This is a genomic window from Nocardia veterana NBRC 100344 (assembly GCF_000308855.1).
Taxonomy (GTDB): domain Bacteria; phylum Actinomycetota; class Actinomycetes; order Mycobacteriales; family Mycobacteriaceae; genus Nocardia; species Nocardia veterana.
In genome coordinates this window covers 39,930-62,908 of the sequence record NZ_BAGM01000052.1, presented here as the reverse complement: position 1 = coordinate 62,908, position 22,979 = coordinate 39,930, and the positions used below count along the sequence as shown (strand labels likewise).

Sequence of the window (22,979 nt, the reverse complement as noted above, 5' to 3'; positions counted from 1 at the left end):
ACGGAAGGCGGGCGGAATGGGAATTCGATCGGTGTGGCGGCGGCTGTCCGGCCGGGCCGCGACGGCGGAATTGGATCCGGCACGAACGGATCTGGTCGTCGTCGTATCGAGTTTCGACGATGCCGAGGCCTGCTCCGGCGCACTGGAGCGCGCGGTCGGCTGGCGGCCGGGAGAACCGGCGCTGCTGCGTCATCATCTGCGGATCCCGGCCGCGGCCCGGGCCGAGGTCGTCTCGATCGCCGCGCAGGACGGCTACGCTCCCGTGGACCAGGCCGTGACCGGCGATCGGGACGATTCCGGTCATATCGAGTTGGTATTGCAGCGCGTTCAGCTCCTCGATGCCCTGCATTGTTCGCAGGAACGGTCGCGCATGGCCGGTCTGGCCCAGCGACACGACGGCACCGCGGTGGGCTGGGACGCGCTGCAGCCGAGCGGGGTCGATTCGAGCTCTCGCTAGCTCGCGGGCACGCTCGGGCCGTTCGGTACCGCACCCGCCGGGAGGAAAACCGTCGGGTCCTCCGATTAGGCTGCTAGCCGGGCATCTGCCGACGACGCGGCGGGTGCTCGTTGCGCACCCGCGCGGTCGTCGCCGGGTGCTCCGATCGCGAACGGGAGATGTGATGAGCGCGCGCAGCTGGCCCGAGATTCTCGGTGCCCTGACCGACGGGGTCGATCTGACCGCGGAGGAGGCCGCGTGGGCGATCGACGAGATCTTCTCCGACAACGCCACCCCGGCGCAGATCGCCGCCTTCGGTGTGGCCATCAAGATGAAGGGCCCCACCGCGATCGAGCTGTCCGGCCTGGCGAGCGGCATGTTGAGCCATGCCCGGCGGGTCTCGCTGGATATCGGCGCGGTCGACATCGTCGGCACCGGCGGCGATCGTTCCGGCACCGTCAATATCTCCACCATGTCCGCGATCGTCGTGTCGGCTGCGGGAATCCCGGTGGTCAAGCACGGCAATCGGGCGGCCTCGTCCAAGAGCGGCGGCGCCGATGTCCTCGAGGCGCTGGGTGTGCGCATCGCCCTGAGCCCCGAGTCGGTGGCCCGGTGTGTGCGCGAGGTGGGCATCGGCTTCTGCTTCGCCCCGCTGTTCCACCCGGCGCTGCGTTTCGCCGGTCCGGCGCGCAAGGAGATCGGCATCCCGACCGTCTTCAACGTGCTGGGCCCGCTGACCAACCCGGCGCAGCCGAGCGCGGGCCTGATCGGCTGCGCGTTCGCCGACCTGGTCCCCGTGATCGCCGGAGCGTTCGCCGAGCGCGGCGCCAACGCGCTGGTGGTGCGCGGGAACGACGGGCTCGACGAGATCACCACCGCCGATACCACCGATGTCTGGGTGGTCGCCGGCCGGGAGCAGCGCGAAACCGTGATCGATCCGGAACGGCTGGGTATCGCCCGGGTCGATCCGGCGGCCCTGCGCGGCGGCGACGCGACCGTCAATGCCGCGATCGCGCGCGAGATGTTCGCCGGTGCCCCCGGTGCGGTGCGCGACGCGGTGCTGCTGAATTCGGCCGCCGCCGTCGTCGCCTACGAATTGTCCCCCGCCCACGCCGGCACCGATATTCACGAGCTGCTGCGTCCCGCGCTGGAGCGGGTCGCCGAGGCCGTCGACAGCGGCGCGGCGACGCATCTGCTCGATCGCTGGGTGAAGGTGAGCAACGAACTCGGCGAGTAGATCCGCCGGGATCGGTAGAATCGCCAGGAAAGCAGGCAGCGAGGAGCGGTGCCATGAGCTTTCCGAAAACACCCCGGGGGACGCGCGGTAAGCCCGCGATGGCGGCGAATCCGGTCACTCGCGTCGTCATGCGGACGATGGAGCGCTACCACCGCTTCCGGGGCGACCGGTTCCAGGGGATCGATCTGCTGTATCTGACCACCGTCGGCGCCAAATCCGGGCAGCGGCGCCGGGTGACCGTGGCCCGCTTCCCCGACAGCAAGGGCTGGTTGATCGCGGCCTCGATGGGTGGCTCGCGGGACAACCCGGCCTGGTACCACAACATCGCCGCTCATCCGGATCAGGTGTGGGCCGAGGTCGGTGGACGCGAATTCCCGGTCCACGTCGAACAGCTCGAGGGCGCCGAACGCGCGGCGGCATGGGAACGCATCTGCTCCGAACAGCCCCGCTTCCGCGGCTACGAGGAGAAGACCGACCGGGCCATCCCGGTGCTCAGACTCACGCCGGCGACGGGATGACCGGCCCTCTCACTTCAGATAGCGCACGATACTTTCGGCCACACATGCGGGCTTGTCGGCGCCCTCCAATTCGATGGTGACGGTACGGACCGCCTGGAGGCCGCCGGGGATCTCGGTAACGGAGTCCAGGTGCACGCGAGCGCGGATGCGCCCACCCGAGGGCACCGGCGTGATGAAGCGAACCTTGTTGAGCCCGTAGTTGATTCCCATTCGGATGCCGCCCACGGTGGTCGCCTGGTTGCTCAGCGGCACCAGTAGCGACAGCGTGAGGAATCCGTGCGCGATGGTGTGCCCGTAGGGGCCCTGGGCGGCCTTGTCGGCATCGACGTGGATCCACTGGTGGTCGCCGGTGGCGTCGGCGAACGTGTCGATGCGATCCTGATCGATCTGCATCCAGTCGCTGACTCCGAGTTCGGTGCCCACCGCCGCGGCGAGCGCGTCCAGATCGGCGAAATCGGTCATCTCTCGTCCCTTCCGTGCATCCGCCCGCTCGAGCGGCTCACCCGAAACGTTGCTTCAGTTCGCGTTTGAGCACCTTGTGCGTCGGTCCCAGCGGCAGTTCGGAGACGAACTCCACCCGCCTGGGATATTTGTACCGTGCCACATGTTCGCGACCGTAGGCGATGACGTCGGCCGCGGTCAGCTCATCGGCGGGGACCACGACCGCGACGATTTCCTCGCCGTAGGTCTCGTCCGGCACCCCGATCACCGCCACCTGCGCGATCTTCGGATGCCGCAGCAGCGCCTCCTCCACCTCGGTGGGATAGACGTTGAATCCGCCGCGGATGATCATCTCCTTGATCCGGTCGACGATCCGCAGATATCCCTGCTCGTCGCGCACGCCGAGATCGCCGGTGCGGAACCAGCCGTCGACCACGGCCCGCGCGCTCGCCTCCGGATTGCCGGTGTATCCGCCGAATACGTTGTGCCCGCGCACCACCACTTCACCGATGCTGCCGGTGGGCAGCAACTCGATGCGGTCGGCGCGGCCGGGATCGGCGATCTCCACGTCGACGCCCCACACCGGGTGTCCGACGGTGCCGGGACGAGCGCCGAAGACCGGCTGGTTCACCGCGGCGGTGGGCGAGGTCTCCGACAACCCGTACCCCTCCAGGATCTGCGCGTGGAACACCTCCTCGAAGCGCTCCAGCACCGGTAGCGGCAGGGCCGCACCACCGGAGATGCACAGCCGCAACCCGGGCAGTTCGGCGGCGTCGGCGGCCGCCTCGAGCAATCCGTGATACATCGTCGGAACACCGTGGAAGGTGTTCACCCGCTCGGCCACCATCAGCCGAATCGCTTCGGCGGCGGTGAATCTCGGCATCAGCACCAGGGTCGCCCCGGCTCGCCAGGTCGAATTCATCGATACCGTCTGCCCGAATACATGGAACAGCGGTAGCGCGCCCAGCGCGATGTCGTCGCGGTGCACATCGTTGGCGTCGAAGGCGTTGACGGTGGCGCACATGACCATGTTGAGATGGCTCAGCTCGGCGCCCTTGGGCCGGCCGGTCGTGCCGCTGGTGTAGAACACGACCGCGGTGTCGAGCGGGCCGCGCGGCACGAACAGCTCGATCGGCGTGCCGGAGAGGGCTTGCGGTCGCACGCAGTCGATCCCGACTCGCCGGGCCGCTTCGGCGCCGACCGATTCCACCTGCGGATGACAGATCAGCAGCGTCGCCTCACTGTCGCGCAGCACGAATTCGGCCTCGTCCGCGGTGAGCAGCAGATGAACCGGCACCACGGTCGCACCGGCCGCGAGAATCGCGTAGTAGGCGCGGGGAAAGTCGGCGGTATTCGGGCACATCAGCGCGACCCGATCCCCGGGACGGATGCCGCGGTCGATCAGTGCGCCGGCCTGTTCCCGTGCCGCACACCACAATTCGGCGAAGGTAAGTCGCTGGTCGCCTTCGATGAGCGCGACGTGACCGGGCCGGCGTCGCGCCGGTTCGGCGAGGATGCTCGCCAGCGACAGGGTCGCGTTCACAACCCCATATCCTTGGCGATGATCATCTTCATGACCTCGTTCGTCCCGCCGTAGATGCGGTTGACCCGGTTGTCGGCGTACAGCCGCGCGATCGGGTACTCGTTGATATAGCCGTAGCCGCCGTGCAACTGCAGGCAGCGGTCGATGACGCGGGCGGCGACCTCGGTGCAGAACAGTTTCGCCGAGGCGGCGTCGGCGGCGCTGAGCTCATCGGCGTCGAGCGCGTCCAGGGCACGGTCGACCACGGCCTCGGCCGCGTCGACCTCGGCCTTACAGGCCGCGAGTTCGAATTTCGTGTTCTGGAACGAGGCCACCGGTTTGCCGAAGACGTTGCGCTGCTCGGTGTATTCCTGGGCGAATCGCACCGCGGCCGCGGCCTGGGCGTAGGCGCCGACGGCGATCGAGAGACGTTCCTGTGGCAGGTTCTGGCCCAGGTAGGAGAAACCCTTGTTCTCCTCGCCGAGCAGATCCTCGACCGGAACCCGCACCTCGGTGAAGGTCAGCTCGGCGGTGTCGGACACCTTCAGGCCCAGCTTGTCGAGTTTGCGGCCCACCGTGTAGCCGGGGGATTTCGTATCGACCACCAGCAGCGAGATGCCGAAGCGGCGGTCGTCGGCGCGCGGCGGGGCGGTGCGCGCGCAGACGATCACCCGGTCGGCGTTCACGCCACCGGTGATGAAGGTCTTGGCGCCGTTCAGCACGTAGTGCGTGCCGCCCTCGGAAAGCTTTGCGGTGGTGCGCATTCCGGCCAGATCGGAGCCGGTGCCCGGCTCGGTCATGGCGATGGCGAACATGATCTCGCCGGCGGCGAAGCCGGGCAGCCAGCGCTGCTTCTGCTCGTCGGTGGCGAGTTTCTTCAGGTACGGCAGGCAGAGTCCGACATGCACGCTGGAACCACCGAACGACACCCCGGCCCGAGCCGCCTCCTCCATGAGGACGGCCTGGAATTTGAACGATTCGATGCCCGCGCCGCCGTTTTCCTCGGGCACCTCGATGCCGAAGACACCCAATTCGGCGAGCTTGTAATAGAACTCGCGGGGCACGATGCCCGCCTCGTACCACTTGTCGTAGACCGGAACCACCTCGGTTTCGATGAACTTGCGGACGGTCCGGCGGAAGGCTTCGTGATCCTCGGTATAGCTGGTTCTGCGCATGATCTTCTCCTGGGCGGATTTCAGAGCCGACGACCGCCGTCGACGTAAATGGTCTGGCCGGTGATGAACGACGCCTCGTCGGAGGCGAGGAAGGCGACGGTGTTCGCGATGTCCTCGGGGCGCCCGACCCGGCGCATCGGGGTGATTTCGGCCGATTTCGCCTGCCACTGTTCGACCGGCACGCCGACCCGCGCCGCGGTGGCGGCCGTCATCTCGGTGACGATGAAACCCGGCGCGACGGCGTTGACATTGATGCCGTACGGGCCCAGTTCGATGGCCAGGGTGCGGGTCAGCCCCTGGATGCCCATCTTGGCCGCCGAATAGTTGGCCTGGCCGCGGTTGCCGAGCGCCGAGACGCTGGAGGTGTTGACGATCTTGCCGTACCGCTTCGCGACCATATGCCGTTGGGCGGCACGGGAACACAGGAAGGCGCCGCGCAGGTGGACCGAGATCACCGTGTCCCAGTCCTCGACCGACATCTTGAACAGCAGGTTGTCACGCAGCACACCGGCGTTGTTGACCAGGATGTCGAGCGATCCCAGTTCGGCTGCGACCCGGTCGAAGGCGGCGTCCACCCCCGCCTCGTCGGTGACGTCGACGGCGAGCGGTATCGCCACGCCGCCGGCGGCGACGATCTCTTCCGCCGTGGCCCGGCAGGCACCCTCGTCGAGGTCGGCGATGGCGACCGCCGCGCCATCGGCGGCCAGCCGGGCCGCGGTCGCCGCACCGATCCCCCGCGCGGCTCCGGTCACCACGGCGACTCTGCGCTGATCCGACATGAAAAACTCTCCTCGAACTCGAAAGCGGTTGTCACACGAAGGCATTCACGCCGGTGAGGGCGCGGCCGATGAGCAATTTCTGGATCTGGCTGGTGCCCTCGTAGAGGGTGAGGACCCGCGCGTCGCGCAGATATTTCGACACCGGGTATTCGTCGATGTAGCCGTACCCGCCGAAGACCTGGATGGCGTTGTTCGCCGCCTTCACCGCGGCCTCACTGGCGAACAGCTTCGCCACCGAGGCCTCGGTGCCGAACGGCCGACCGCGATCGACCAGGTCGGCGACCCGCCAGGTCAGTAGCCGGGCGGCCTCCACGTCGACGGCGATATCGGCGATCAGCTCCTGCACCAGCTGATAGGAAGCGATGGATTTGCCGAACTGCTCGCGTTCCCCGGCGTACCGCACGGCGGCCTCCAGACACGCACGAGCGACACCGACGCAGCCGGCCGCCACACCCATCCGGCCCTTGTCCAACGCGGCCATCGCGATTCGGAAGCCTTGTCCCTCGGCACCGAGTCGCGCCGAATCCGGCACCCGCACCCCGTCGAGCACGATTTCCGCCGTGGCCTGGCCGCGCAGGCCGAGTTTGCCCTTGATCTCGGTGCGGCCGAAACCCGGTGTGTCCGTGGGCAAGAGGAATGCGGTGACGCCCTTCGGTCCCGGCCCGCCGGTGCGAGCGAAGATCAGTGCGACATCGGCCCAGGTGCCGTTGGTGATGAACATCTTGGTGCCGGACAGCACCCAGTCCGCGCCGTCGCGCACGGCCCGAGTGGTCAGATTCGCCGCGTCGGATCCGGTGCCCGGTTCGGTGAGGCCGAAGCAGCCCAGCGACTCCCCCGCGCACAATCGCGGCAGCCAGTCCCGTTTCTGCTCGTCGCTGCCGTAGGTCTTGATCGACTTGGCCACCAGCCCCAGGGAAACCGAGACGATCCCGCGCACCGAGCTGTCGCCGCGGCCGAGCTCCTCGAGCAGGAGGCAGTACGACAGCGCGTCCCCACCGGAGCCGCCGTACTCCTCCGGGATCTCGATGCCGAGAAATCCCATGTCACCGAGCTTGCGCACGATCGCGGTGTCGACCGATTCGGCGCGATCCCAGGCCGTGGCGTAGGGCACGACCTCCTTGTCGACCCAGGCGCGGGCAACCTCGCGCAGCTCGCGGTGGGCCTCGCCGAGTTCCAGATCCATGACGGACACTCCTAACCGAACGTTGTTAGGTATCTATCGCCACGATAAACTAACAGCGTTCGGATATTCAAGAGCCCCGTCGCCGACCGTGTAGGTTGACCTCGGCACGGATCGGATTCGCGGCGAAGGAGGTGGCGCGCATGCCCCGGCCACGGGTACCGCTGCTGAGTCGCGAACGCATCCGCGAGGCGGCACTGGAGCTGATCGACCGCGACGGACTGTCCGAGCTGTCGATGCGGAAATTGGCGGCCGAACTGGGCGTTCGAGCCGCCTCGCTGTACGGCCACTACCCCACCAAGGACGACCTGCTCGACGACATCGCCGCCGGGATCATGTCCCATGTGGACGCGTCGGCCTTCGAAACCGCCGACTGGCGAACCGGGCTGATCTCATGGGCGCGCTCGTATCGCGCCGCCCTGGTCCGGCACCCGAATTTCGTGCCCTACCTCGCCGCCGGCCCCGGGAAGCGCGACGAGAATCTGCGCGCCGCCGATGCGGTGCACGGCGGCCTGGTCGGCGCCGGCTGGCCACCGCGCCAGGCCACCATGATCGGCGCCGCCACCCGTTACGTCGTGATGGGCTCCACCATCGGCTCGTTCTCCCGCGGCTTCGTCGACGATGTGCAGGTCTACCGCGACCGTTACCCCCACCTCGAGCAGGCCCATCTGCTGCGCGCCAAGGCCGACGAAATCGACGCGGAGAGTTTCGAATTGGCGCTGGAATCGTTCGTCGCGGGCCTGGAGCTCCGATTCGCCGCCATCCAGCAGCGCCGCGCCCGCCGCCGGGAGAAATCCGCCGACGGGCGAGCGTGATTGCGGACCGCCCGGGCCCGGCTTCCGAGGTTGATACCCGTGACTACGCGGCGACCGGCCGCGGGTACGGGCTGTGCATGGTCAACCAGCGGATTTCGAGATCCTGCCGAAGGTAGTCCATCCGGTTGTCCCAGAACCGCTTCATATGCGGCAGCGCCAGATGCCGGTCCAGGTCGTCCTTCGATCGCCAGACCTCGTAGAAGACGAAGGTGCCGGGCTCGTTCGTGTCCTCGTGGAAGTGGTATTCGAGCGCACCGGGTTCGCTTCGCGTCGGCGCGACGAACGACAACAGCAACTCGCGAAGTTCGGCGGCCCGTTCCGGCTTGGGGCGGGCGAAGCCGACCAGGGCATAGGGCGTCTCGGTCTTAGGTACGAACTCTGTCATACCTTGGGACGGTAGCCGTCCCAAAGGTACGATGCAAGCCATACCTTAGGAATGGGAGATGCCATGCCCGATACGACCGAGCCCGCACCGGAGGACATCGATCTGGGCGCGGTGTTCGCCGCACTCGCGGACCGGCACCGGCGCCGGGTGGTCCTCACCCTGCTGGCCGAACCCGACGGAACCGAACGGCCCTGCAGCTCGTTCGGTCTGCCGGTATCCAAATCCACACTCACGCACCATTTTCGAGTGCTTCGGCAGGCCGGTCTGATTCGTCAGGTCGATCGCGGCAACAGCAATATGGCCCAGCTGCGCCGGGCCGAGCTGGAACAGCGCTTCCCGGCGCTGATCGACCTGCTCCGGGCCGAGATCCGGGATTCGGCGGACGCGACCGTCGAGCGGAATCAGAGGTCGGCGAAGACCGACCGCACCTCGTCCTCGGTCAGGCCGTAGTCGGCCAGCGAATACGTGTGCGCGGGCTTGCGAGCACCGGATTTGCTCTCCTCGTCGAGGGCCCGCATCGCGGCGCGCGCCGACTCGGTGTAATCCAGCCCGAAGGTCGAATAGATCTTCTCGACGGTGCCGAAGGGATCGGCCCGCAGATCCTCGAATTGGATGTCGAGGAACTGGTCGGGGTTGTATCGCGCTCGCGCTGAATTGAATTCGCGCAGACCACGCGACCACAACTCGAGCTGGGTGCGGCCGATGGTCTCCCCGACGAAGGTGTTCGACCACCCCTTGGTCGCCTGCTCGGAGAGACTGCACGAGGAGGCGACGATGGTCACCGGGTCGCGGTGGGTCTGGATGATCAGCGCGTCCGGATACACCTCCAGCAACGCGTCCAGGGCGAACAGGTGGCTGGGATTCTTCAGCACCCAGCCTCTCGAATCACCCATCCCGATCAGCTGCAGATTGCGCTTGTGCCGCTGATAGGCGTTGGTCCACTCCTGCTTCTGCAACCACCGCGAATAGGTCGGCAGATAGGCCAGCGATTCGTAGGCGATGGATTTCACGGTCTGGCGCAACAACTGCCAGCATTCCTCCACCTCAGCGGCACTCATGTAGTGCAGGCCCATGAATTCCGGATTCTCGATGTGATGCTGGGCGAATCCGGCGTCGATCCGCTGGAACACCGGATTGTCGGCCCAGGTCTCGCGCGGTGGGCGCGGCTGCGGCAGTTCGGCCAGCCACATCTCCAGCGCCTGATGTTGCGGGTCGGCGGCCAGCAGGCGGTGCAGGGCGGTGGTGCCGGTGCGGGGCAGGCCGGTGACGAAGATCGGCCGCTCGATCTTCGTCTCGGCGTACCCGGGATTGGCCTTCCAGGACGCCTCGCTCAGCGCCCGGGCGACCAGCGCGCCGCGCAGGAAGTAGCGATTCATCTTGGAACCGAGCTCGGTGAGGTCGGCGTCGCGCTGGTAGGAGTCGAGCAGCACACCGAGCGCCTCGGTGTAGTCGTCGTCGCCGAAATCGGTGAGGCCGCAGAACTTGGTGGCCGACGCGTGCAAGTCGTCGACGGTCCCGACATTCGTGCGTGCAGTCATGAATTGTCCTTACTGAATGCGAAGCGGCGCCGCGAACTCACGCGTGGTATTCGCCGCAGTTGACGTCGAGGGTCTGGCCGGTGATGGCGCTGGCCCACTCGGAGGCGAGAAAGACCACGGCCCTGGCGATCTCGTCCGGTTCGGGCAGACGTTTGAGATCCGACCGGGAGGCGGTCTGCTCGTACACCTGCTCGACCGTGATGCCGTATTTCTTGGCGACCTCACCGAAATACCACTTCAACTGATCGGCCCAGATGTAGCCGGGCGCCACACTGTTGACCCGGATACCCTTGGCGCCCAACTCGGTTGCCAGCGTCTGCGACATCGCCAGCAGCGCCGATTTGGCGACCTTGTAACTGCCGTAGCGCGGTTCGGAGTGCCGCAGCACCGACGAATTGATCATCACCACCGCGCCGCGGGTCTTGGCCAGTTCGTCGGTGAAGGCCTGGGTGGCCCGCAGCGTGCCGAGCACGGTCAACTCCAGGCTGTCGCTGATCTGCTGAAAGTCGGTGCGCTCCAGCGGTTTCATCGACGGCATCGCGAAGGCGTTGTTGATCAGCGCGTCGACCCGGCCGAAGGTCTCGACCGTGCGCTCGACCAGATTCGCCACCGCGGCGTCGTCGGTGATGTCGGTCGGCACGATCAGGCTGGTGCCACCCGCGCTGTCGATCTCGTCGGCCACCTCCCGCAGCCGCGATTCGGTGCGCGCGGCCAGCACCACCTTCGCACCGGCGGCGGCCGCCTGCACGCACAGCGAGCGGCCCAGCCCGGGACCCACACCGCTGATCACGATCACCTTGTCGGCCAGCAGGCCCACTCCGGCGCTCATCCGAGCATCCGATCGGCGAAACCGCGCTGGCGGTCGGCGATGCGCGCCCGCCAGCCCGCCTCGTCGATGCGGTTGAGGTCGTAGTGCGGCAGCTGCGCCGCCACCTCGTCGAACGGCACGAGGGCGAACTGCGGCCCGTCCGCGGGAGTCATCTCCCGGGCGACGCGCTGCCAACGGAACTGCAGGATGCCGCGGCGGCGTCCGGTCGTCTCGATCCAATTGGTGATGCCCGGGTTGCGCGCCGAGACCACCATGCGGATCATCCCGTCCGGATCGACCTGCGCCTGCGCGCTGTTCAGGCTGGTCTGATGGTTGACGTAGTCGAGGGAGATGTACCAGCGGCTGCCGAGCTGGAAACCCTGATAGGGCGCATCGGATTTCGGCACGGTGATCACCAGCGCCTGGTCGTCGTCGAGATCGAAGTGGCCGACCGAGGAGTACTGCGTGCTGAGCCCGCCCGGGGTGAGCCGCGGTTCGGTGAGGGTGTTCACCGGCAGGTCCAGGTAGAACCACTTGGGGAAGTTGAACCAGGTGTGGATGCGCTGCACCAGCGCCCGCGCCGCCGCGCGGTATCGCTTGCGCAGCTGGTCGACGCCCGGTTCGGCGGGCGCGGTCCCGACGGTGTCCAGACGTTCGATGCGGATGCTGCCCTTCTTCTCCGCGTTCCAGTCGCCGTAGACCTCGCGCACCGCGAGCATCGAGGCGCCCTCGCCCAAGACGAAATAGTTCGGTCCGGCATCGGCTTTCGGCGGGCCGAAGCGGAGCTGATAGCTGCCGTCGTCGGCGATCCGCAGCCGGCGATCGTCGAAGGCGTCGTCGCCGTTGGGTACGTCGGTGGCGGTGTAGTCGCCGCGCAGCACCTGGAAACTCAGGTCGACGGTACTGCCCCGGACGCCGGTGATCAGGTACTCCGCACCCGGCTCGATATTGGCGTGGTAGTAGAGCGTATCCGGGTTGTCCAGGCCCATTTTCGCGTGCGGACCCGTCGAGCTGACGAAGTAGGGGTGGCTGGTGCCGTGCGTTTCCGACAGCTGCAGGCAGGCGGCGATACTGCCCGCGAGGTAGGCGTAACCCTCGGCGAGGTCCTGCTCGTCGTGGATGAAATCCGCTGCCGCGATCAGCTTCTCGGCCTCGGCGATCGCCGCGGTGAACGGTTCGGTGAGCGCGCCGCCGCCCGGAAGTCCGTTGCCGGCGGCGGTGTCGGTGCCCGGTGCCGATCCTGTCGATGTACTCATGTCGTCCTTGTGTGTCGTGGCGGATCTGCGGTTCAGAGTCTCAGTTCGCGCCGGATCAGCGCGGCGATGTCGGCGGGTGAGCCGTGGTCGGGGGTGATCACGAGCTCGGCGTGTTCGGGACGTTCGTAGGGTGAGTCGATACCGGTGAACTCCGGCAGCCGGCCCGCGCGGGCCTTGGCGTACAGCCCCTTCGGGTCCCGGCGCTCGCACACCTCCAGCGGGGTGTCGACGAAGATCTCGTGGAAGTCCAAACCGCTCGCGGCGTGCACCGCACGCGCTTGGGCGCGCTGGTCGGCGAACGGGCTGATCACCGAGACGATGGCGATCAGACCCGCGTCGGCGAACAGCGAGGCCACCTGGGCCACCCGGCGGATGTTCTCGCGCCGGTCCTCGTCGGTGAAACCGAGATCGGCGTTGAGTCCGTGCCGCAGATTGTCGCCGTCGAGCCGGTAGGCGGGCCGGCCGGCGGCCACCAGCTGACGCTCCAATTCCACAGCGATCGTGGACTTTCCGGAGCCGGAGAGGCCCGTCAGCCACACCGTCGCCCCGGCGTGCGGACGCTGGCCGCGCCCCACCGACGAGCTGTGCCAGACCACGTCCTCGCGAACCACCGCCGGGGCAGCCGAGGCGTCCGGCACCGACTCCGGCCCGGTGTCACGGGCCAGGATCATGCCCGCGGCCACGGTCTGATCGGTGTCCTCGTCGATCAGGATGAAACTGCCGGTGCGGCGATTGTCACGATAGCTGTCGACCATCAGCGGGCGCTGGCTGCGCAGGGTGAGGCGGCCGATGTCGTTGAGCGCCAAGGCATCCGCGTCGGTGAGGCGGTGCAGCGTATTGACGTCGAGGCGATAGTCGAGCCGGTCCACGCGCACCCGGGTGGTCTGGGCGGCGGTGCGGATGCTGTAGCGCGCGCCGGGCCGCAGTTCGGTGTTGTCGGAGAACCAGCACACCATCGCGTCCACCTCGGTCGCGATATGCGGCCGATTGCCCGGGCGGGCGAGCATATCGCCGCGGCCGACGTCCACCTCGCTGTCGAGTTCCACCGACACCGCCATCCCGGTGAACGCCTCGTCGATCTTGGTGCCGCCCGGACCCCAGATCCGCGCGACCCGCGCCGCGCGACCCGAGGGCAGAACCACCACGTCGTCGCCCGGTTTGAAGATGCCACCGGCGATGGTCCCGGCATAGCTGCGCTGCGCGGAATCGGCGTCCCCCGCAGCACTACCGTGCGGGCGGATCACGTATTGCACCGGCAACCGGGCGTCGATCAGGTTGCGGTCGGAGGCGATATGGACCAGTTCCAGATGCCGCAGCAGCGGCGGTCCGGGGTACCACGGGGTGTGCTCGGAGCCGGTCACCACGTTGTCGCCGTGCAGTGCGGAGACCGGGACGAAACTCAGGTCGCCGACGGTCAGTTTCGCCGCGAAATCGGCGAATTCCTCCCGGATCTCGTCGAACCGCGCGGCCGACCAGTCCACCAGATCCATCTTGTTCACGCACACCACCAGGTGCGGCACCCCGAGTAGCGAGGCCAGGAACGCGTGACGACGGGTCTGCTCGACCACACCCTTACGCGCGTCGACCAGGATCAACGCCAGATCCGCGGTGGACGCGCCGGTCACCATGTTCCGCGTGTACTGCACGTGACCGGGAGTGTCGGCGATGATGAATTTGCGGCGCGGGGTGGTGAAGTAGCGGTAGGCCACGTCGATGGTGATGCCCTGTTCCCGCTCGGCGCGCAGGCCGTCGGTCACCAGCGCGAGATCCGTCGCGGCATCGCCGCGTTGCGCGCTGGCGCGCTCGATGGCGGCCAGCTGATCGGAGAACAGGCTCTTGGAATCGTAGAGCAGACGGCCGATCAGGGTGGATTTGCCGTCGTCGACGCTGCCCGCGGTCGCGAGACGTAACAGATTGCGGCTCATCAGAAGTAGCCCTCCCGCTTGCGGTCTTCCATCCCGGATTCGGAGATGCGGTCGTCGGCGCGGGTGGCGCCGCGCTCGGTGAGCCGGGTGATCGCGGTTTCGGCGATCACGGCCGCCGGATTGTCGGCCTCGCTCTCGATGCAGCCGGTGCAGGTGGCATCGCCCACGGTGCGGAACCGCACCGTCGTCTCGAACACCGGTTCGTCCGGGCCCGGAGTCAGGAAGGGATTGGCGGCCAGCAACATCCCGTCGCGCCGGAAGACCGGACGGCGGTGCGCGTAGTACAGCGACGGCAGTTCCACCGCCTCGCGGTCGATGTACTCCCAGATGTCGAGTTCGGTCCAGTTCGACAGCGGGAACACCCGGATGTGCTGGCCCGCACGGTGTTTGCCGTTGTAGAGGTTCCAGACCTCCGGCCGCTGCGCGCGTGGCTCCCAGGCGCCGAATTCGTCTCGGAAGCTGAACACCCGCTCCTTGGCGCGCGCCTTCTCCTCGTCGCGGCGCGCCCCGCCGAAGACGGCGTCGAAGCGATGGTCGGCGATCGCGCGCAGCAATGTGGTGGTCTGCAACCGGTTCCGGCTCTCCCCCGGCCGCTCGGTCACCCGCCCGGCGTCGATATCGTCCTGCACCCGCGCCACCAGCAGCCGCGCGCCGAGCCGCGCCGCCGTGCGATCACGGAAGTCGATCACCTCGTCGAAGTTGTGCCCGGTGTCGACGTGCAGCAGCGGGAACGGCAGCGGCGCCGGCCAGAAGGCCTTGCGCGCCAGCTCCAGCATCACCGCCGAGTCCTTGCCGCCGGAGAACAGCAGCACCGGTCGTTCGAAGGTGGCCGCCACCTCCCGGAAGATGTGCACCGATTCGGCCTCGAGGGCCGACAGATGCGACAGCTCGTATCCCGTCCGCATCACAGTCGCCTTGTCCGCGTCGATTCGCTCGCTTCCCCTCGGGTTGCGTTGTCGAATATTCGACGCTATCGTTCGATATTGTGACACCGACGATAGGCGGGAAACTGCGCGTCGGTCAAGAGGCCGTGCGTGGCCACGCCCGTCTCCCCACCTCGGACTCCCACCACCCCAGGAAGAGCGCATGACCGAGAGCACCGACACCCCCGCCACCTCCGCCGGTTCCCCACCGACCCATCGCGTGGTGCGGGTGATCGAGCTGCTGTCTCGCCGCCCCCTCGACCACCTCTCGCTCGCGCGCATCGTCCGCGAAACCGGACTGTCCCGCGCGACCGCGCATGCGGTTCTCACGCAGCTCACCGCCGACGGCTGGACCGTGCGCGATATCGACGGCAACTTCGGCCTCGGATTGGGCTTGCTCGCCGTCGCGAGACGCGCCGAAGCCGCCTTCCCCCTGCGCCGCCTGGCGCTGGCACCGATGCGGGATTTCGTTGCCGCCCAGGGTTTTCCGATCTTCCTCGCCGAACGCGACGGCGGCTCCATCCTAGTCACCGAAACCGCGGGCACCCCCACCGTCGGATGGATCAGGCAGGGACGGCGGCTGCCCCTCGCCCCACCGGTGGCGCGCGAATTCATCGCCTGGGCGCCCGCCGAGGAACGCGAACGCTGGCTGGCCGACGCCGACCCGGCCCACCGGGACCGGTTGCTCGCGGTGCTCGACGCGGTCCGGGCCCGCGGTTATTCCGTGGAACGTCTCGCCGACGAATCCGCGCCGATCCTCGAAGCGCTTGCGGCCCTGCGCCATTCGCCGGTCACCGATCCGCTGCGCAACCGGCTCGGCAGCATGATCACCGACCTGATCACCATCGACTACCTGCCCGACGAGTTGGGGACCGAGAACGCGGTCGTCACCGTCGCCGCCCCGATCTTCGCGGCCGGACGGGTCGTCGCTTCCGTGGTGGCCTGTCCCGATACCCGCCTGTCGGCGCACCGGCTCACCGAACTGGGCGCGGCGATCACCGCGACCGCCGCCCGGATCACCGAGGCCACGAGCGAGAACTGAACGGGTGCGGCGCGATTCCCCGCCACGACGCCGTTACCGTGAGGGAATGGAATTCGCCGAAGGCTGGGACACCGTCGCAACCCTGGTGGGCGGCCGCTGGGTCGAACGGCGGCCCCGGCGCCCGGACGTCGCCGAACAACTGCTCCGCGAAACCCGGTTGATGCCGTGGCTGGCGCCCCGGCTGCCGCTCCCGGTGCCGGTTCCCGAGGTCGCCGGGCACGATCCACTCGTCGTTCGGCATGCCCTCGTTCCGGGACGCGCCCTGGAATCACCGGACGCCCGAGCGGGATTCGCGATCGGCCGATTTCTGCGCGCCCTGCACGACTGCCCGGCCGCGACGGCGGTCGAGCACGCAGCGGCACCCCCAGCCGAGACGCACCGCACCCGGGCCGAGACTCTCGATCGGTTTCGTGTCGACGTCGTGCCGTTACTGCCGCGGCCGGACCGGGCCGCCGCGACGGCTCTGCTCGCGGCGGCCCGCGATCTTCCCGCCGATACGCTCGTGCACGGAGATCTCGGTCCCGAACACATCCTCGTCGACGCCGGCCGGGTCAGCGGGGTCATCGATTTCGGTGATGTGCACATCGGCGATCCGGCCGTCGACCTGGCCTGGGCGCTGCACGGCACGCCGGCCGAGTTCGCGGCGGCCGTGGCAACCGCGTACCGCGTCACCGACGAACTCCGCCGGCGGGCTTCGGTGTGGCATCGGCTCGGGCCCTGGCACGAGGTGATCCACGGCCTCGACACCGGTGTGGACGACTACGTCCGCAGCGGGCTGACCGGCCTACGGGAGCGCCTGTCGCCCGTGGATCAGCCGCGCAAGCGATAACTGGGACCGGGATCCGCGGCGACGTAGTCGGCCCACGTCCGAGTTCCGTCGGCATGGTCGGGGCAGGTGTTGTCGCCGGCCCGGAAGCCCCGGGCGACCGCACCGGGCAACCGGAGCGGGAGCGTCCGGCGCGGCCGGCCGTGCTGCTGCCGCCAGATCTCGGTCAGTTCCGCCAGCGTGTGCACCTGCGGCCCACCGAAATCGGCTGCGCGCCCGCGTGGTTCGCCCTCGACCAGATCGGCGATGCGGACGGCGACATCCTCGGTCGCCACCGGCTGGAACCGGAAATCCAACGGCAGCGCAGCGATCGGCAGCCGCTGCACACCGGACAGGACCGCGGCGAGCAGGTCGTGGAACTGGGTGGCGCGCAGGATGGTGTGCGGCAGCGCGCTGCCGGTGATCAGCTCCTCGCAGGCCAGCTTGTTGCGGTAGTACCGGAACGGAATGCGGTCGATCCCGACGATCGAAACGTACAGCAGCTGCCGCGCTCCCCCGGCCGCCGCGAGCAGATTGCGCGTCTGATCGATGTCCGGCTTTCCGAAGCGGCGCGAATCCGACGCCGCGTGGACGATCAGCTCCGCGCCGTCGGCCGCGGCCGGCACACCGGCCCCGGTCGCCAGATCCCCCACATGGGTTCCCGCTCCGGGCCGCCGCGACAACACCCGCACCTCATGCCCACGCACCCGCAGCCGATCCACGATCTGCCGCCCGAGCGCACCCGTCCCGCCGGTCACCAGCACTGTGCTCATGGGCTCCACCCAACTCCGTGCCACCGGTCCGGGCAAGAACCCATCGCGGATGTCACATCGGGGGACACCGGATCGATGCCGAACCGATCGTGCAAACCGCGCCGAATCAGGCGGTTTTCCCGCATTTTCGCCGAGGTTTCCAGGAAAGTCCCGGGGTGCGCCGAGCCGTCACCGCCCGGTACCGGCCGCGCAAATCTCGGTGCAGACGTAGCGCCGCTACTGTGGTTAGCTTTGAGGCCATGAGTACCACCCTCGCTGCTCTGCCGGAGGAATATCTGCCCCGCGACACCGCGGATGTCGTTCGCACAGTGCGTGATTCACGACCGCAACCGCTGACCGTCCGCGGCGGCGAGCACAGCAGCGAGCAGCTCGACGACGAACCCGGCCCGCCCGACCGCCGCATCGTGCTGTCGCTGCGCCGGATGAACCGGGTACAGGCCGTGGACGCGGACGCGCGTCTGGTGCGCGTGCAGGCCGGTGCACGGCTGTCCGATATCGACCGCACCCTGGCCGCGCACGGCCTGGGCCTGCCGATCGTCGGCGACCATCGCGAGATCACGGCCGGCGGTTTCGCGGCCGTCGGCGGGCTCAGCGCGGCCTCACATCGCTACGGCATGTTCAGCGACAACGTGGTCGCCCTCGAATACGTCGATCCCGAGGGCAGATTCGGCACCTGCGGGCGCACCCATCACGCCGACCGCTTCCGCCGCATCCTCGGCGGGGCCGGCCGCAGCGGCATCATCACGGCCCTGACGCTGCAGGCCATCGAGGTCGACAAGGATCACACCTGGCTCACCTCCGACGCCCACCGCTTCCTCGACTTCGACACCTTCGTCGAACATTCGCACGCGGAGATCACCCGCCCGGGCGATGCGCTGCTGCAGGTCGGCCGGTGGGTCGACACCGCCCCGCTGCGCGTGTCCCGCCCGGTCGGCACCGGGAACATCCAGCTCGGCACGGTCCGCTTCGGCCAGTGGTCCAGCCTGCATCCGACCACCGCCACGCCGTCGCTGCGCGCCCGCCGCGAACTGGGTACCCGCGCGCGAAAGTCGCTGGGCGCCATCGCGTCCGCGGCCGGCGGCCGGGCCGGAATGCCGGTGCGCAACGCGGCCGCCGGTGCGCTGATGTTCGCACCGAAGGTGCTCACCCTGCGCGATGCCGAATATCTGGCCGACACGGTGATCAGTTCCTCCGAACGCGGACCGGCCTACCGGGTGGCGGTGTTCGCGCCGCTGTCGAGCTACAGCACGGTCTTCCACCGCCTGCACGACCTGTTCGCCGAGCACCGCGAACGCAGCGGCGCCTTCACGGTCATCTCCGCCATGACCTACGGGGTGCGCTCGCCGTATCTGCACGAATCCGCCGGCGAGGACCACGGCTTCATCACCTTCACCTGCCGTCTGCGCCCCACCGGCAGCTACACCGGCCGGTCCGGAGCCCCGGAACTCCTGCGCGACGTCACCGCCGGCATCGACGACATCTGCCGATCCGAACGCGCCCGCCGCTATCACACCGGGGAGTGACCCCCGCTTCGACGCAACGAAAAACGGCGCCCCGGTCGAGACCGGGGCGCCGTTGTCGTTCGGGGGCTCAGTGCTTCTCGGGTCCGAGGTGGTACTCGAACACCAGACCGGCGACCGAGGCGAGCACGCACAGCACGCCGATGGCGATCAGCCAGTACTGGAAGAACGCGAACCCGATCGCGGTGACCGAGGCGGAACCGGCCAGCAGGATGGGCCAGAAGCTACCGGGCGAGAAGAAGCCCAGGTCGCCGGCGCCGTCCACGATCTCGGCCTCCTCGTAGTCCTCGGGGCGCAGATCCAGGCGGCGCGCCACGAAGCGGAAGTAGGTGCCGACGATCAGGGTCAGACCGGCGGTCAGCACGATGGCGGTCGTACCCGCCCACTCGACGCCGGTGCGGGACTGGCCGGTGAAGAATCCGTAGACCACTGCCACGATGATGAAGAACACCGTGAGCAGCTCGAAGATGCGTGCTTCGACCTTCATGTCAGTTCAGTCCTTACTTGCTCTCGGCCTGGCTGGCTTCGCGCGCGGTGCGACGGGTGTCGAACGGGTGCGTGGTGGTCGCGACCGGCGACTCGCCGATGCTCGACAGCGCCTCGGCATTGGTCTTACCCGCCTCGCGGGCGGCGATGTACTTGTCGAACTTCTCCGGCGTCACGGCGCGCACCTCGAAGTTCATCATCGAGTGGAAGGTACCGCACATCTCCGCGCAGCGGCCCACGAAAGCACCCTCGTGCTCGATCTTGGTGATCTGGAAGGTGTTGTCGGAGTGGTTTTCCTTCGGGTTCGGCATCACGTCGCGCTTGAACAGGAACTCCGGCACCCAGAAGGAGTGGATGACGTCGGCGGAGGCCAGCTGGAATTCCACGACCTTGTTGGTCGGCAGCACCAGCACCGGGATCTGGTCGGAGGAACCGACGGTCTCGACCTTGTCGTAGTGCAGGTAGGAGATGTCGTTGGCGGGCAGACCGTGCACCGGGCCCGGCTGCGGGTGGCCGTCGGCCTTCCGCTCCTTGTACTCCTCTTTGATCTGGTCGTTCATCGCCTGGCGGGTCTCGTCGACACCGTTGTAGACCTGGCCGTTCTGGCCGACGACCTTCTGGTAGCCGAACTTCCAGTTCCACTGGAAGGCGGTCACGTCCACGACCACGTCCGGATTCGAGGTCTTCTCGTGCACGTAGTTCTGCACGACCACGGTGAAGTAGAACAGCACCGCGATGATGACGAACGGAATCGCCGTGTAGGTCAGCTCCAGGGGCACGTTGTACCCGGTCTGCCGCGGGAACTCCGGGGAGGTCTTCTTCTTGCGGTGGAAGGCCACGGTCCAGAACGTCAGACCCCAGACCAGCACACCCATCGCCAGGGCGGCGACGACCGACCACGTCCACAGTTCCCGCATCCGGGTCGCCTGCGGGGTCACACCCGTGGGCCAGCCGAACCGAAGCACGGGATTGTCGATCGAGCAGCCCGAGACGAGCATCACGGTGATCCCCATGGACACCGCAAGCCCGGCCCGCCGAAGGATGCGGCCCCGCCGTACCCGGGCGGGTCGTGCCCCTATCGCTTCGCTCGCCTTGTGCGCCACGCTCAACGCCTTCCTGGTCGTCCATCCGACACGGTGCTGCCCGGAGGCCGGGCGGCACGTTTTCAGCACGTTCGGGACCTTTGCGTGTGCCGCACAGAACGCACGGCCGACCACGAGAGTTCCCGAGTACTACGCAGCGTAGACCAAACCGGCTCCCGCGTTGTGCCCGGGTCGCTTTCGACACACCGGCCACCGGGTGTATCGGCCCCCTCGCTCCGCCCCGGGGTGAGTGCGGGCGCCGACGGGCGGGACCGCTGTGCGCTGAGGCGACGGCACGGCCCGCGGTGCGGCATACTCGGGGACTGGTTTCGAATGTTCTCCGCGTACCCGATCCGGAAACGAGGTTCTCGACGCAGTGTGTGGACTGCTGGGATTTCTGACCGCCGATGTGGCCACCGACTCCGTCGTGCAGCAGGTGTACGACGCCTTGCAGTGCGGGCGCCATCGCGGCCCGGACGAGCGAGGTACCTGGCACGACGAGCACATCATCCTGGGCTTCAACCGGCTGTCGATCATCGATATCGAGCATTCGCATCAGCCGCTGCGCTGGGGTCCGCCGGAGAGTCCGCAGCGTTATGCGCTGGCGTTCAACGGTGAGATCTACAACTACCTGGAGTTGCGCGCGCAGCTCCGCGAGGAATTCGGCGCGCAGTTCCGCACCGAGGGCGACGGCGAGGCGATCGTCGCGGCCTATCACCACTGGGGCACCGCGGCCATCTCCAAGCTGCGCGGGATGTTCGCCTTCGCGATCTGGGACACCGAAACGCGGCAGCTGGTACTGGCCCGCGACCCGTTCGGCATCAAGCCGCTGTTCCTGGCCACCGGCCCGGGTGGTACCGCCTACGCCAGCGAGAAGAAGAGCCTGCTGGAACTGCTGCCGGCGTTGCAGCTGTCCGACGAGCTGGATCCGCGCGCGCTCGAGCACTACACCGTGCTGCAGTACGTGCCCGAGCCGGAATCGCTGCACGCGAACATCCGCCGCCTCGAGTCCGGGTGCTACGCGGTCCTGCGCCCCGGCGGCGAACCGGAGGTGACCCGCTACTTCCGTCCGGACTTCCGGGTGCGCCCGTTCGCGGCCGGATCCGAGGAGGCCCGCTACCGCGAGATCGCGGCCGTGCTCGAGGATTCGGTCGCCAAGCACATGCGGGCCGATGTCACCGTCGGCGCGTTCCTGTCCGGAGGCATCGACTCGACCGCGATCGCGGCCCTGGCCATCCGGCACAATCCGAACCTGCTGACCTTCACCTCCGCCTTCGAACGGGAGGGTTATTCGGAGGCCGATGTGGCGGCCGAGACCGCCGAGGCGATCGGCGCGAAGCATTTCATCCGGACCGTCAGCCCGGAGGAGTTCGCCGGCGCGATCCCCGAAATCGTCTGGTACCTCGACGATCCGGTGGCCGATCCGGCGCTGGTGCCCCTGTATTTCGTCGCCCAGGAGGCCCGCAAGCACGTCAAGGTGGTGCTCTCGGGTGAGGGTTCGGACGAATTGTTCGGCGGCTACACCATCTATCGGGAGCCGTTGTCGCTCAAACCCTTCGAATATCTGCCGAAGGGGGTGCGGCGGCTGGCGGGCAAACTCTCGGATCGGATCCCCGACGGCACCCGCGGCAAGAGCCTGCTGCACCGCGGGTCGCTGAGCCTGGAGGAGCGCTACTACGGCAATGCCCGCAGCTTCAACGACGCCCAGCTGCGTGCGGTCCTGCGCGACTTCCGGCCGGAGTGGACCCATCGGGACGTGACCGCGCCGATCTACGCGCAATCGCGCGGCTGGGATCCGGTGGCGCGGATGCAGCACCTCGACCTGTTCACCTGGTTGCGTGGCGACATCCTGGTCAAGGCCGACAAGATGACGATGGCGAATTCGCTGGAACTGCGGGTGCCGTTCCTGGATTCGGAGGTGTTCGCGGTCGCCGAGCAGATCCCGTACCAGCAGAAGATCACCAAGGAGACCACCAAGTACGCGCTGCGGCGCGCGCTGGAGACAATCGTGCCGGCGCATGTGCTGCACCGCCCCAAGCTGGGCTTTCCGGTCCCGCTGCGGCACTGGCTGCGCGGCCCGGAACTCTACGACTGGGCGGCCACCCAGATCGCCGAATCGCAGACCGACCACCTGCTGGACAAGGCCGCGATCAAGGCGATGCTGGAGGCGCATCGGGCGGGCAACGGCGATCACAGCCGCCGCCTGTGGACCCTGCTGGTGTTCATGATCTGGCACGGCATCTTCGTCGAGGACCGGATCAAGCCGACGATTCAGGAGCCGACGTATCCGGTGCGGCTGTAGGCGCATGTGCCGCGAGTCCCGCGCCGGTCGC

General features: G+C 68.0%; 23 protein-coding genes. 9 read left to right on the top strand and 14 right to left on the bottom strand.

Features of this window, described 5'->3' with window-relative positions:
- The first annotated feature begins 16 nt into the window (after positions 1-16).
- The 3 genes from ON37_RS08745 (at position 17) to ON37_RS08735 (ending at position 2,191) form a co-directional block, all read left to right on the top strand.
- A complete protein-coding gene (locus ON37_RS08745) occupies positions 17-457 on the top strand; it encodes a hypothetical protein (protein ID WP_040718336.1) in 441 nt (146 codons plus the stop codon).
- A gap of 163 nt (positions 458-620) precedes the next feature.
- On the top strand, positions 621-1,673 hold the full coding sequence (gene trpD, locus ON37_RS08740; RefSeq protein ID WP_040718335.1) for an anthranilate phosphoribosyltransferase: 1,053 nt from the start codon (positions 621-623) through the stop codon (positions 1,671-1,673).
- 53 nt (positions 1,674-1,726) lie between these two features.
- On the top strand, positions 1,727-2,191 hold the full coding sequence (locus ON37_RS08735) for a nitroreductase family deazaflavin-dependent oxidoreductase (RefSeq protein WP_085997251.1): 465 nt from the start codon (positions 1,727-1,729) through the stop codon (positions 2,189-2,191).
- Between the two features lie 9 nt (positions 2,192-2,200).
- Here the strand turns inward: ON37_RS08735 and ON37_RS08730 are convergent, their stop codons facing one another.
- From ON37_RS08730 to ON37_RS08710, 5 genes are read right to left on the bottom strand one after another with little or no spacing between them, the layout of a single operon-like run.
- Positions 2,201-2,653, bottom strand: a complete 453-nt coding sequence (locus ON37_RS08730; RefSeq protein ID WP_040718334.1) for a MaoC family dehydratase — start codon at positions 2,651-2,653, stop codon at positions 2,201-2,203.
- A 37-nt stretch (positions 2,654-2,690) separates the two neighbouring features.
- Entirely contained in the window at positions 2,691-4,175 is a 1,485-nt protein-coding gene (locus tag ON37_RS08725) for a long-chain-fatty-acid--CoA ligase (RefSeq protein ID WP_040718333.1), read from the bottom strand.
- Positions 4,172-5,329: an acyl-CoA dehydrogenase family protein gene (locus ON37_RS08720; RefSeq protein ID WP_040718332.1), complete on the bottom strand. Its 1,158-nt coding sequence runs from the start codon at positions 5,327-5,329 to the stop codon at positions 4,172-4,174. The genes ON37_RS08725 and ON37_RS08720 overlap by 4 nt, the downstream gene beginning before the upstream one ends.
- 20 nt (positions 5,330-5,349) lie before the next feature.
- On the bottom strand, positions 5,350-6,108 hold the full coding sequence (gene fabG, locus ON37_RS08715) for a 3-oxoacyl-ACP reductase FabG (protein ID WP_040718330.1): 759 nt from the start codon (positions 6,106-6,108) through the stop codon (positions 5,350-5,352).
- Between the two features lie 31 nt (positions 6,109-6,139).
- Positions 6,140-7,291 carry an acyl-CoA dehydrogenase family protein gene (locus ON37_RS08710; protein WP_040718328.1) on the bottom strand — a complete coding sequence of 384 codons (1,152 nt, stop codon included), beginning with the start codon at positions 7,289-7,291 and terminating at the stop codon, positions 6,140-6,142.
- A gap of 140 nt (positions 7,292-7,431) precedes the next feature.
- Between ON37_RS08710 and ON37_RS08705 the strand changes: the two genes are divergently transcribed.
- On the top strand, positions 7,432-8,103 hold the full coding sequence (locus ON37_RS08705; protein ID WP_040718370.1) for a TetR/AcrR family transcriptional regulator: 672 nt from the start codon (positions 7,432-7,434) through the stop codon (positions 8,101-8,103).
- Between the two features lie 43 nt (positions 8,104-8,146).
- Here ON37_RS08705 and ON37_RS08700 read toward each other — a convergent pair whose 3' ends face one another.
- On the bottom strand, positions 8,147-8,488 hold the full coding sequence (locus ON37_RS08700; protein WP_040718327.1) for a putative quinol monooxygenase: 342 nt from the start codon (positions 8,486-8,488) through the stop codon (positions 8,147-8,149).
- Between the two features lie 63 nt (positions 8,489-8,551).
- Here ON37_RS08700 and ON37_RS08695 point away from each other — a divergent pair, with 63 nt between their 5' ends.
- The gene (locus tag ON37_RS08695; protein WP_083892824.1) at positions 8,552-8,938 is read left to right on the top strand and encodes an ArsR/SmtB family transcription factor; all 387 of its coding nucleotides are present in this window, start codon (positions 8,552-8,554) and stop codon (positions 8,936-8,938) included.
- On the opposite strand, the gene ON37_RS08690 is transcribed toward ON37_RS08695, so the two are convergent.
- From ON37_RS08690 to cysD, 5 genes are read right to left on the bottom strand one after another with little or no spacing between them, the layout of a single operon-like run.
- The gene (locus ON37_RS08690; protein ID WP_040718326.1) at positions 8,890-10,026 is read right to left on the bottom strand and encodes a sulfotransferase family protein; all 1,137 of its coding nucleotides are present in this window, start codon (positions 10,024-10,026) and stop codon (positions 8,890-8,892) included. The genes ON37_RS08695 and ON37_RS08690 overlap by 49 nt on opposite strands.
- Positions 10,027-10,063: 37 nt before the next feature.
- Complete coding sequence (locus ON37_RS08685; RefSeq protein WP_040718325.1) at positions 10,064-10,855, bottom strand: SDR family oxidoreductase; 792 nt, start codon at positions 10,853-10,855, stop codon at positions 10,064-10,066.
- Positions 10,852-12,090: a hypothetical protein gene (locus ON37_RS08680; protein ID WP_040718323.1), complete on the bottom strand. Its 1,239-nt coding sequence runs from the start codon at positions 12,088-12,090 to the stop codon at positions 10,852-10,854. Before ON37_RS08680 ends, ON37_RS08685 begins: the two co-directional genes overlap by 4 nt.
- Before the next feature lie 32 nt (positions 12,091-12,122).
- Positions 12,123-14,015 carry an adenylyl-sulfate kinase gene (gene cysC / locus ON37_RS08675; protein ID WP_040718322.1) on the bottom strand — a complete coding sequence of 631 codons (1,893 nt, stop codon included), beginning with the start codon at positions 14,013-14,015 and terminating at the stop codon, positions 12,123-12,125.
- The gene (gene cysD, locus ON37_RS08670; RefSeq protein WP_040718320.1) at positions 14,015-14,920 is read right to left on the bottom strand and encodes a sulfate adenylyltransferase subunit CysD; all 906 of its coding nucleotides are present in this window, start codon (positions 14,918-14,920) and stop codon (positions 14,015-14,017) included. Before cysD ends, cysC begins: the two co-directional genes overlap by 1 nt.
- 181 nt (positions 14,921-15,101) lie before the next feature.
- Between cysD and ON37_RS08665 the strand changes: the two genes are divergently transcribed.
- The gene (locus ON37_RS08665; protein ID WP_040718319.1) at positions 15,102-15,980 is read left to right on the top strand and encodes a helix-turn-helix domain-containing protein; all 879 of its coding nucleotides are present in this window, start codon (positions 15,102-15,104) and stop codon (positions 15,978-15,980) included.
- A 46-nt stretch (positions 15,981-16,026) separates the two neighbouring features.
- Positions 16,027-16,809, top strand: a complete 783-nt coding sequence (locus ON37_RS08660) for a phosphotransferase family protein (RefSeq protein WP_040718318.1) — start codon at positions 16,027-16,029, stop codon at positions 16,807-16,809.
- Here the strand turns inward: ON37_RS08660 and ON37_RS34450 are convergent.
- Positions 16,791-17,558, bottom strand: a complete 768-nt coding sequence (locus ON37_RS34450; protein WP_040718316.1) for an SDR family oxidoreductase — start codon at positions 17,556-17,558, stop codon at positions 16,791-16,793. The two genes, ON37_RS08660 and ON37_RS34450, sit on opposite strands and share 19 nt — an antisense overlap.
- Before the next feature lie 239 nt (positions 17,559-17,797).
- On the opposite strand from ON37_RS34450, the gene ON37_RS08650 reads away from it, so the two are divergent.
- Positions 17,798-19,081: an FAD-binding oxidoreductase gene (locus tag ON37_RS08650; RefSeq protein ID WP_040718315.1), complete on the top strand. Its 1,284-nt coding sequence runs from the start codon at positions 17,798-17,800 to the stop codon at positions 19,079-19,081.
- Between the two features lie 67 nt (positions 19,082-19,148).
- Here the strand turns inward: ON37_RS08650 and ON37_RS08645 are convergent, their stop codons facing one another.
- The gene (locus tag ON37_RS08645; RefSeq protein ID WP_040718314.1) at positions 19,149-19,565 is read right to left on the bottom strand and encodes a cytochrome c oxidase subunit 4; all 417 of its coding nucleotides are present in this window, start codon (positions 19,563-19,565) and stop codon (positions 19,149-19,151) included.
- A 13-nt stretch (positions 19,566-19,578) separates the two neighbouring features.
- On the bottom strand, positions 19,579-20,577 hold the full coding sequence (ctaC, locus tag ON37_RS08640) for an aa3-type cytochrome oxidase subunit II (protein WP_051031359.1): 999 nt from the start codon (positions 20,575-20,577) through the stop codon (positions 19,579-19,581).
- Positions 20,578-21,022: 445 nt separating this feature from the next.
- On the opposite strand from ctaC, the gene asnB reads away from it, so the two are divergent.
- Positions 21,023-22,948: an asparagine synthase (glutamine-hydrolyzing) gene (asnB, locus tag ON37_RS08635; protein ID WP_040718313.1), complete on the top strand. Its 1,926-nt coding sequence runs from the start codon at positions 21,023-21,025 to the stop codon at positions 22,946-22,948.
- Positions 22,949-22,979 lie beyond the last annotated feature (31 nt).

Excerpts from the sequence above, each read along its gene's own strand:
- ON37_RS08735 (WP_085997251.1), top strand. The coding sequence starts at position 1,727 with ATGAGCTTTCCGAAAACACCCCGGGGGACGCGCGGTAAGCCCGCGATG.
- ON37_RS08700 (WP_040718327.1), bottom strand. The coding sequence starts at position 8,488 with ATGACAGAGTTCGTACCTAAGACCGAGACGCCCTATGCCCTGGTCGGC.
- ON37_RS08680 (WP_040718323.1), bottom strand. The coding sequence starts at position 12,090 with ATGAGTACATCGACAGGATCGGCACCGGGCACCGACACCGCCGCCGGC.
- ON37_RS08660 (WP_040718318.1), top strand. The coding sequence starts at position 16,027 with ATGGAATTCGCCGAAGGCTGGGACACCGTCGCAACCCTGGTGGGCGGC.
- cysC (WP_040718322.1), bottom strand. The coding sequence starts at position 14,015 with ATGAGCCGCAATCTGTTACGTCTCGCGACCGCGGGCAGCGTCGACGAC.
- ON37_RS08665 (WP_040718319.1), top strand. The coding sequence starts at position 15,102 with ATGACCGAGAGCACCGACACCCCCGCCACCTCCGCCGGTTCCCCACCG.
- ON37_RS08695 (WP_083892824.1), top strand. The coding sequence starts at position 8,552 with ATGCCCGATACGACCGAGCCCGCACCGGAGGACATCGATCTGGGCGCG.
- ON37_RS08730 (WP_040718334.1), bottom strand. The coding sequence starts at position 2,653 with ATGACCGATTTCGCCGATCTGGACGCGCTCGCCGCGGCGGTGGGCACC.
- ON37_RS08745 (WP_040718336.1), top strand. The coding sequence starts at position 17 with ATGGGAATTCGATCGGTGTGGCGGCGGCTGTCCGGCCGGGCCGCGACG.
- ON37_RS08720 (WP_040718332.1), bottom strand. The coding sequence starts at position 5,329 with ATGCGCAGAACCAGCTATACCGAGGATCACGAAGCCTTCCGCCGGACC.
- ON37_RS08710 (WP_040718328.1), bottom strand. The coding sequence starts at position 7,291 with ATGGATCTGGAACTCGGCGAGGCCCACCGCGAGCTGCGCGAGGTTGCC.
- ON37_RS08650 (WP_040718315.1), top strand. The coding sequence starts at position 17,798 with ATGAGTACCACCCTCGCTGCTCTGCCGGAGGAATATCTGCCCCGCGAC.
- ON37_RS34450 (WP_040718316.1), bottom strand. The coding sequence starts at position 17,558 with ATGAGCACAGTGCTGGTGACCGGCGGGACGGGTGCGCTCGGGCGGCAG.
- cysD (WP_040718320.1), bottom strand. The coding sequence starts at position 14,920 with ATGCGGACGGGATACGAGCTGTCGCATCTGTCGGCCCTCGAGGCCGAA.
- trpD (WP_040718335.1), top strand. The coding sequence starts at position 621 with ATGAGCGCGCGCAGCTGGCCCGAGATTCTCGGTGCCCTGACCGACGGG.
- ON37_RS08690 (WP_040718326.1), bottom strand. The coding sequence starts at position 10,026 with ATGACTGCACGCACGAATGTCGGGACCGTCGACGACTTGCACGCGTCG.
- ON37_RS08705 (WP_040718370.1), top strand. The coding sequence starts at position 7,432 with ATGCCCCGGCCACGGGTACCGCTGCTGAGTCGCGAACGCATCCGCGAG.
- ctaC (WP_051031359.1), bottom strand. The coding sequence starts at position 20,577 with ATGGGGATCACCGTGATGCTCGTCTCGGGCTGCTCGATCGACAATCCC.
- ON37_RS08685 (WP_040718325.1), bottom strand. The coding sequence starts at position 10,855 with ATGAGCGCCGGAGTGGGCCTGCTGGCCGACAAGGTGATCGTGATCAGC.
- fabG (WP_040718330.1), bottom strand. The coding sequence starts at position 6,108 with ATGTCGGATCAGCGCAGAGTCGCCGTGGTGACCGGAGCCGCGCGGGGG.
- ON37_RS08645 (WP_040718314.1), bottom strand. The coding sequence starts at position 19,565 with ATGAAGGTCGAAGCACGCATCTTCGAGCTGCTCACGGTGTTCTTCATC.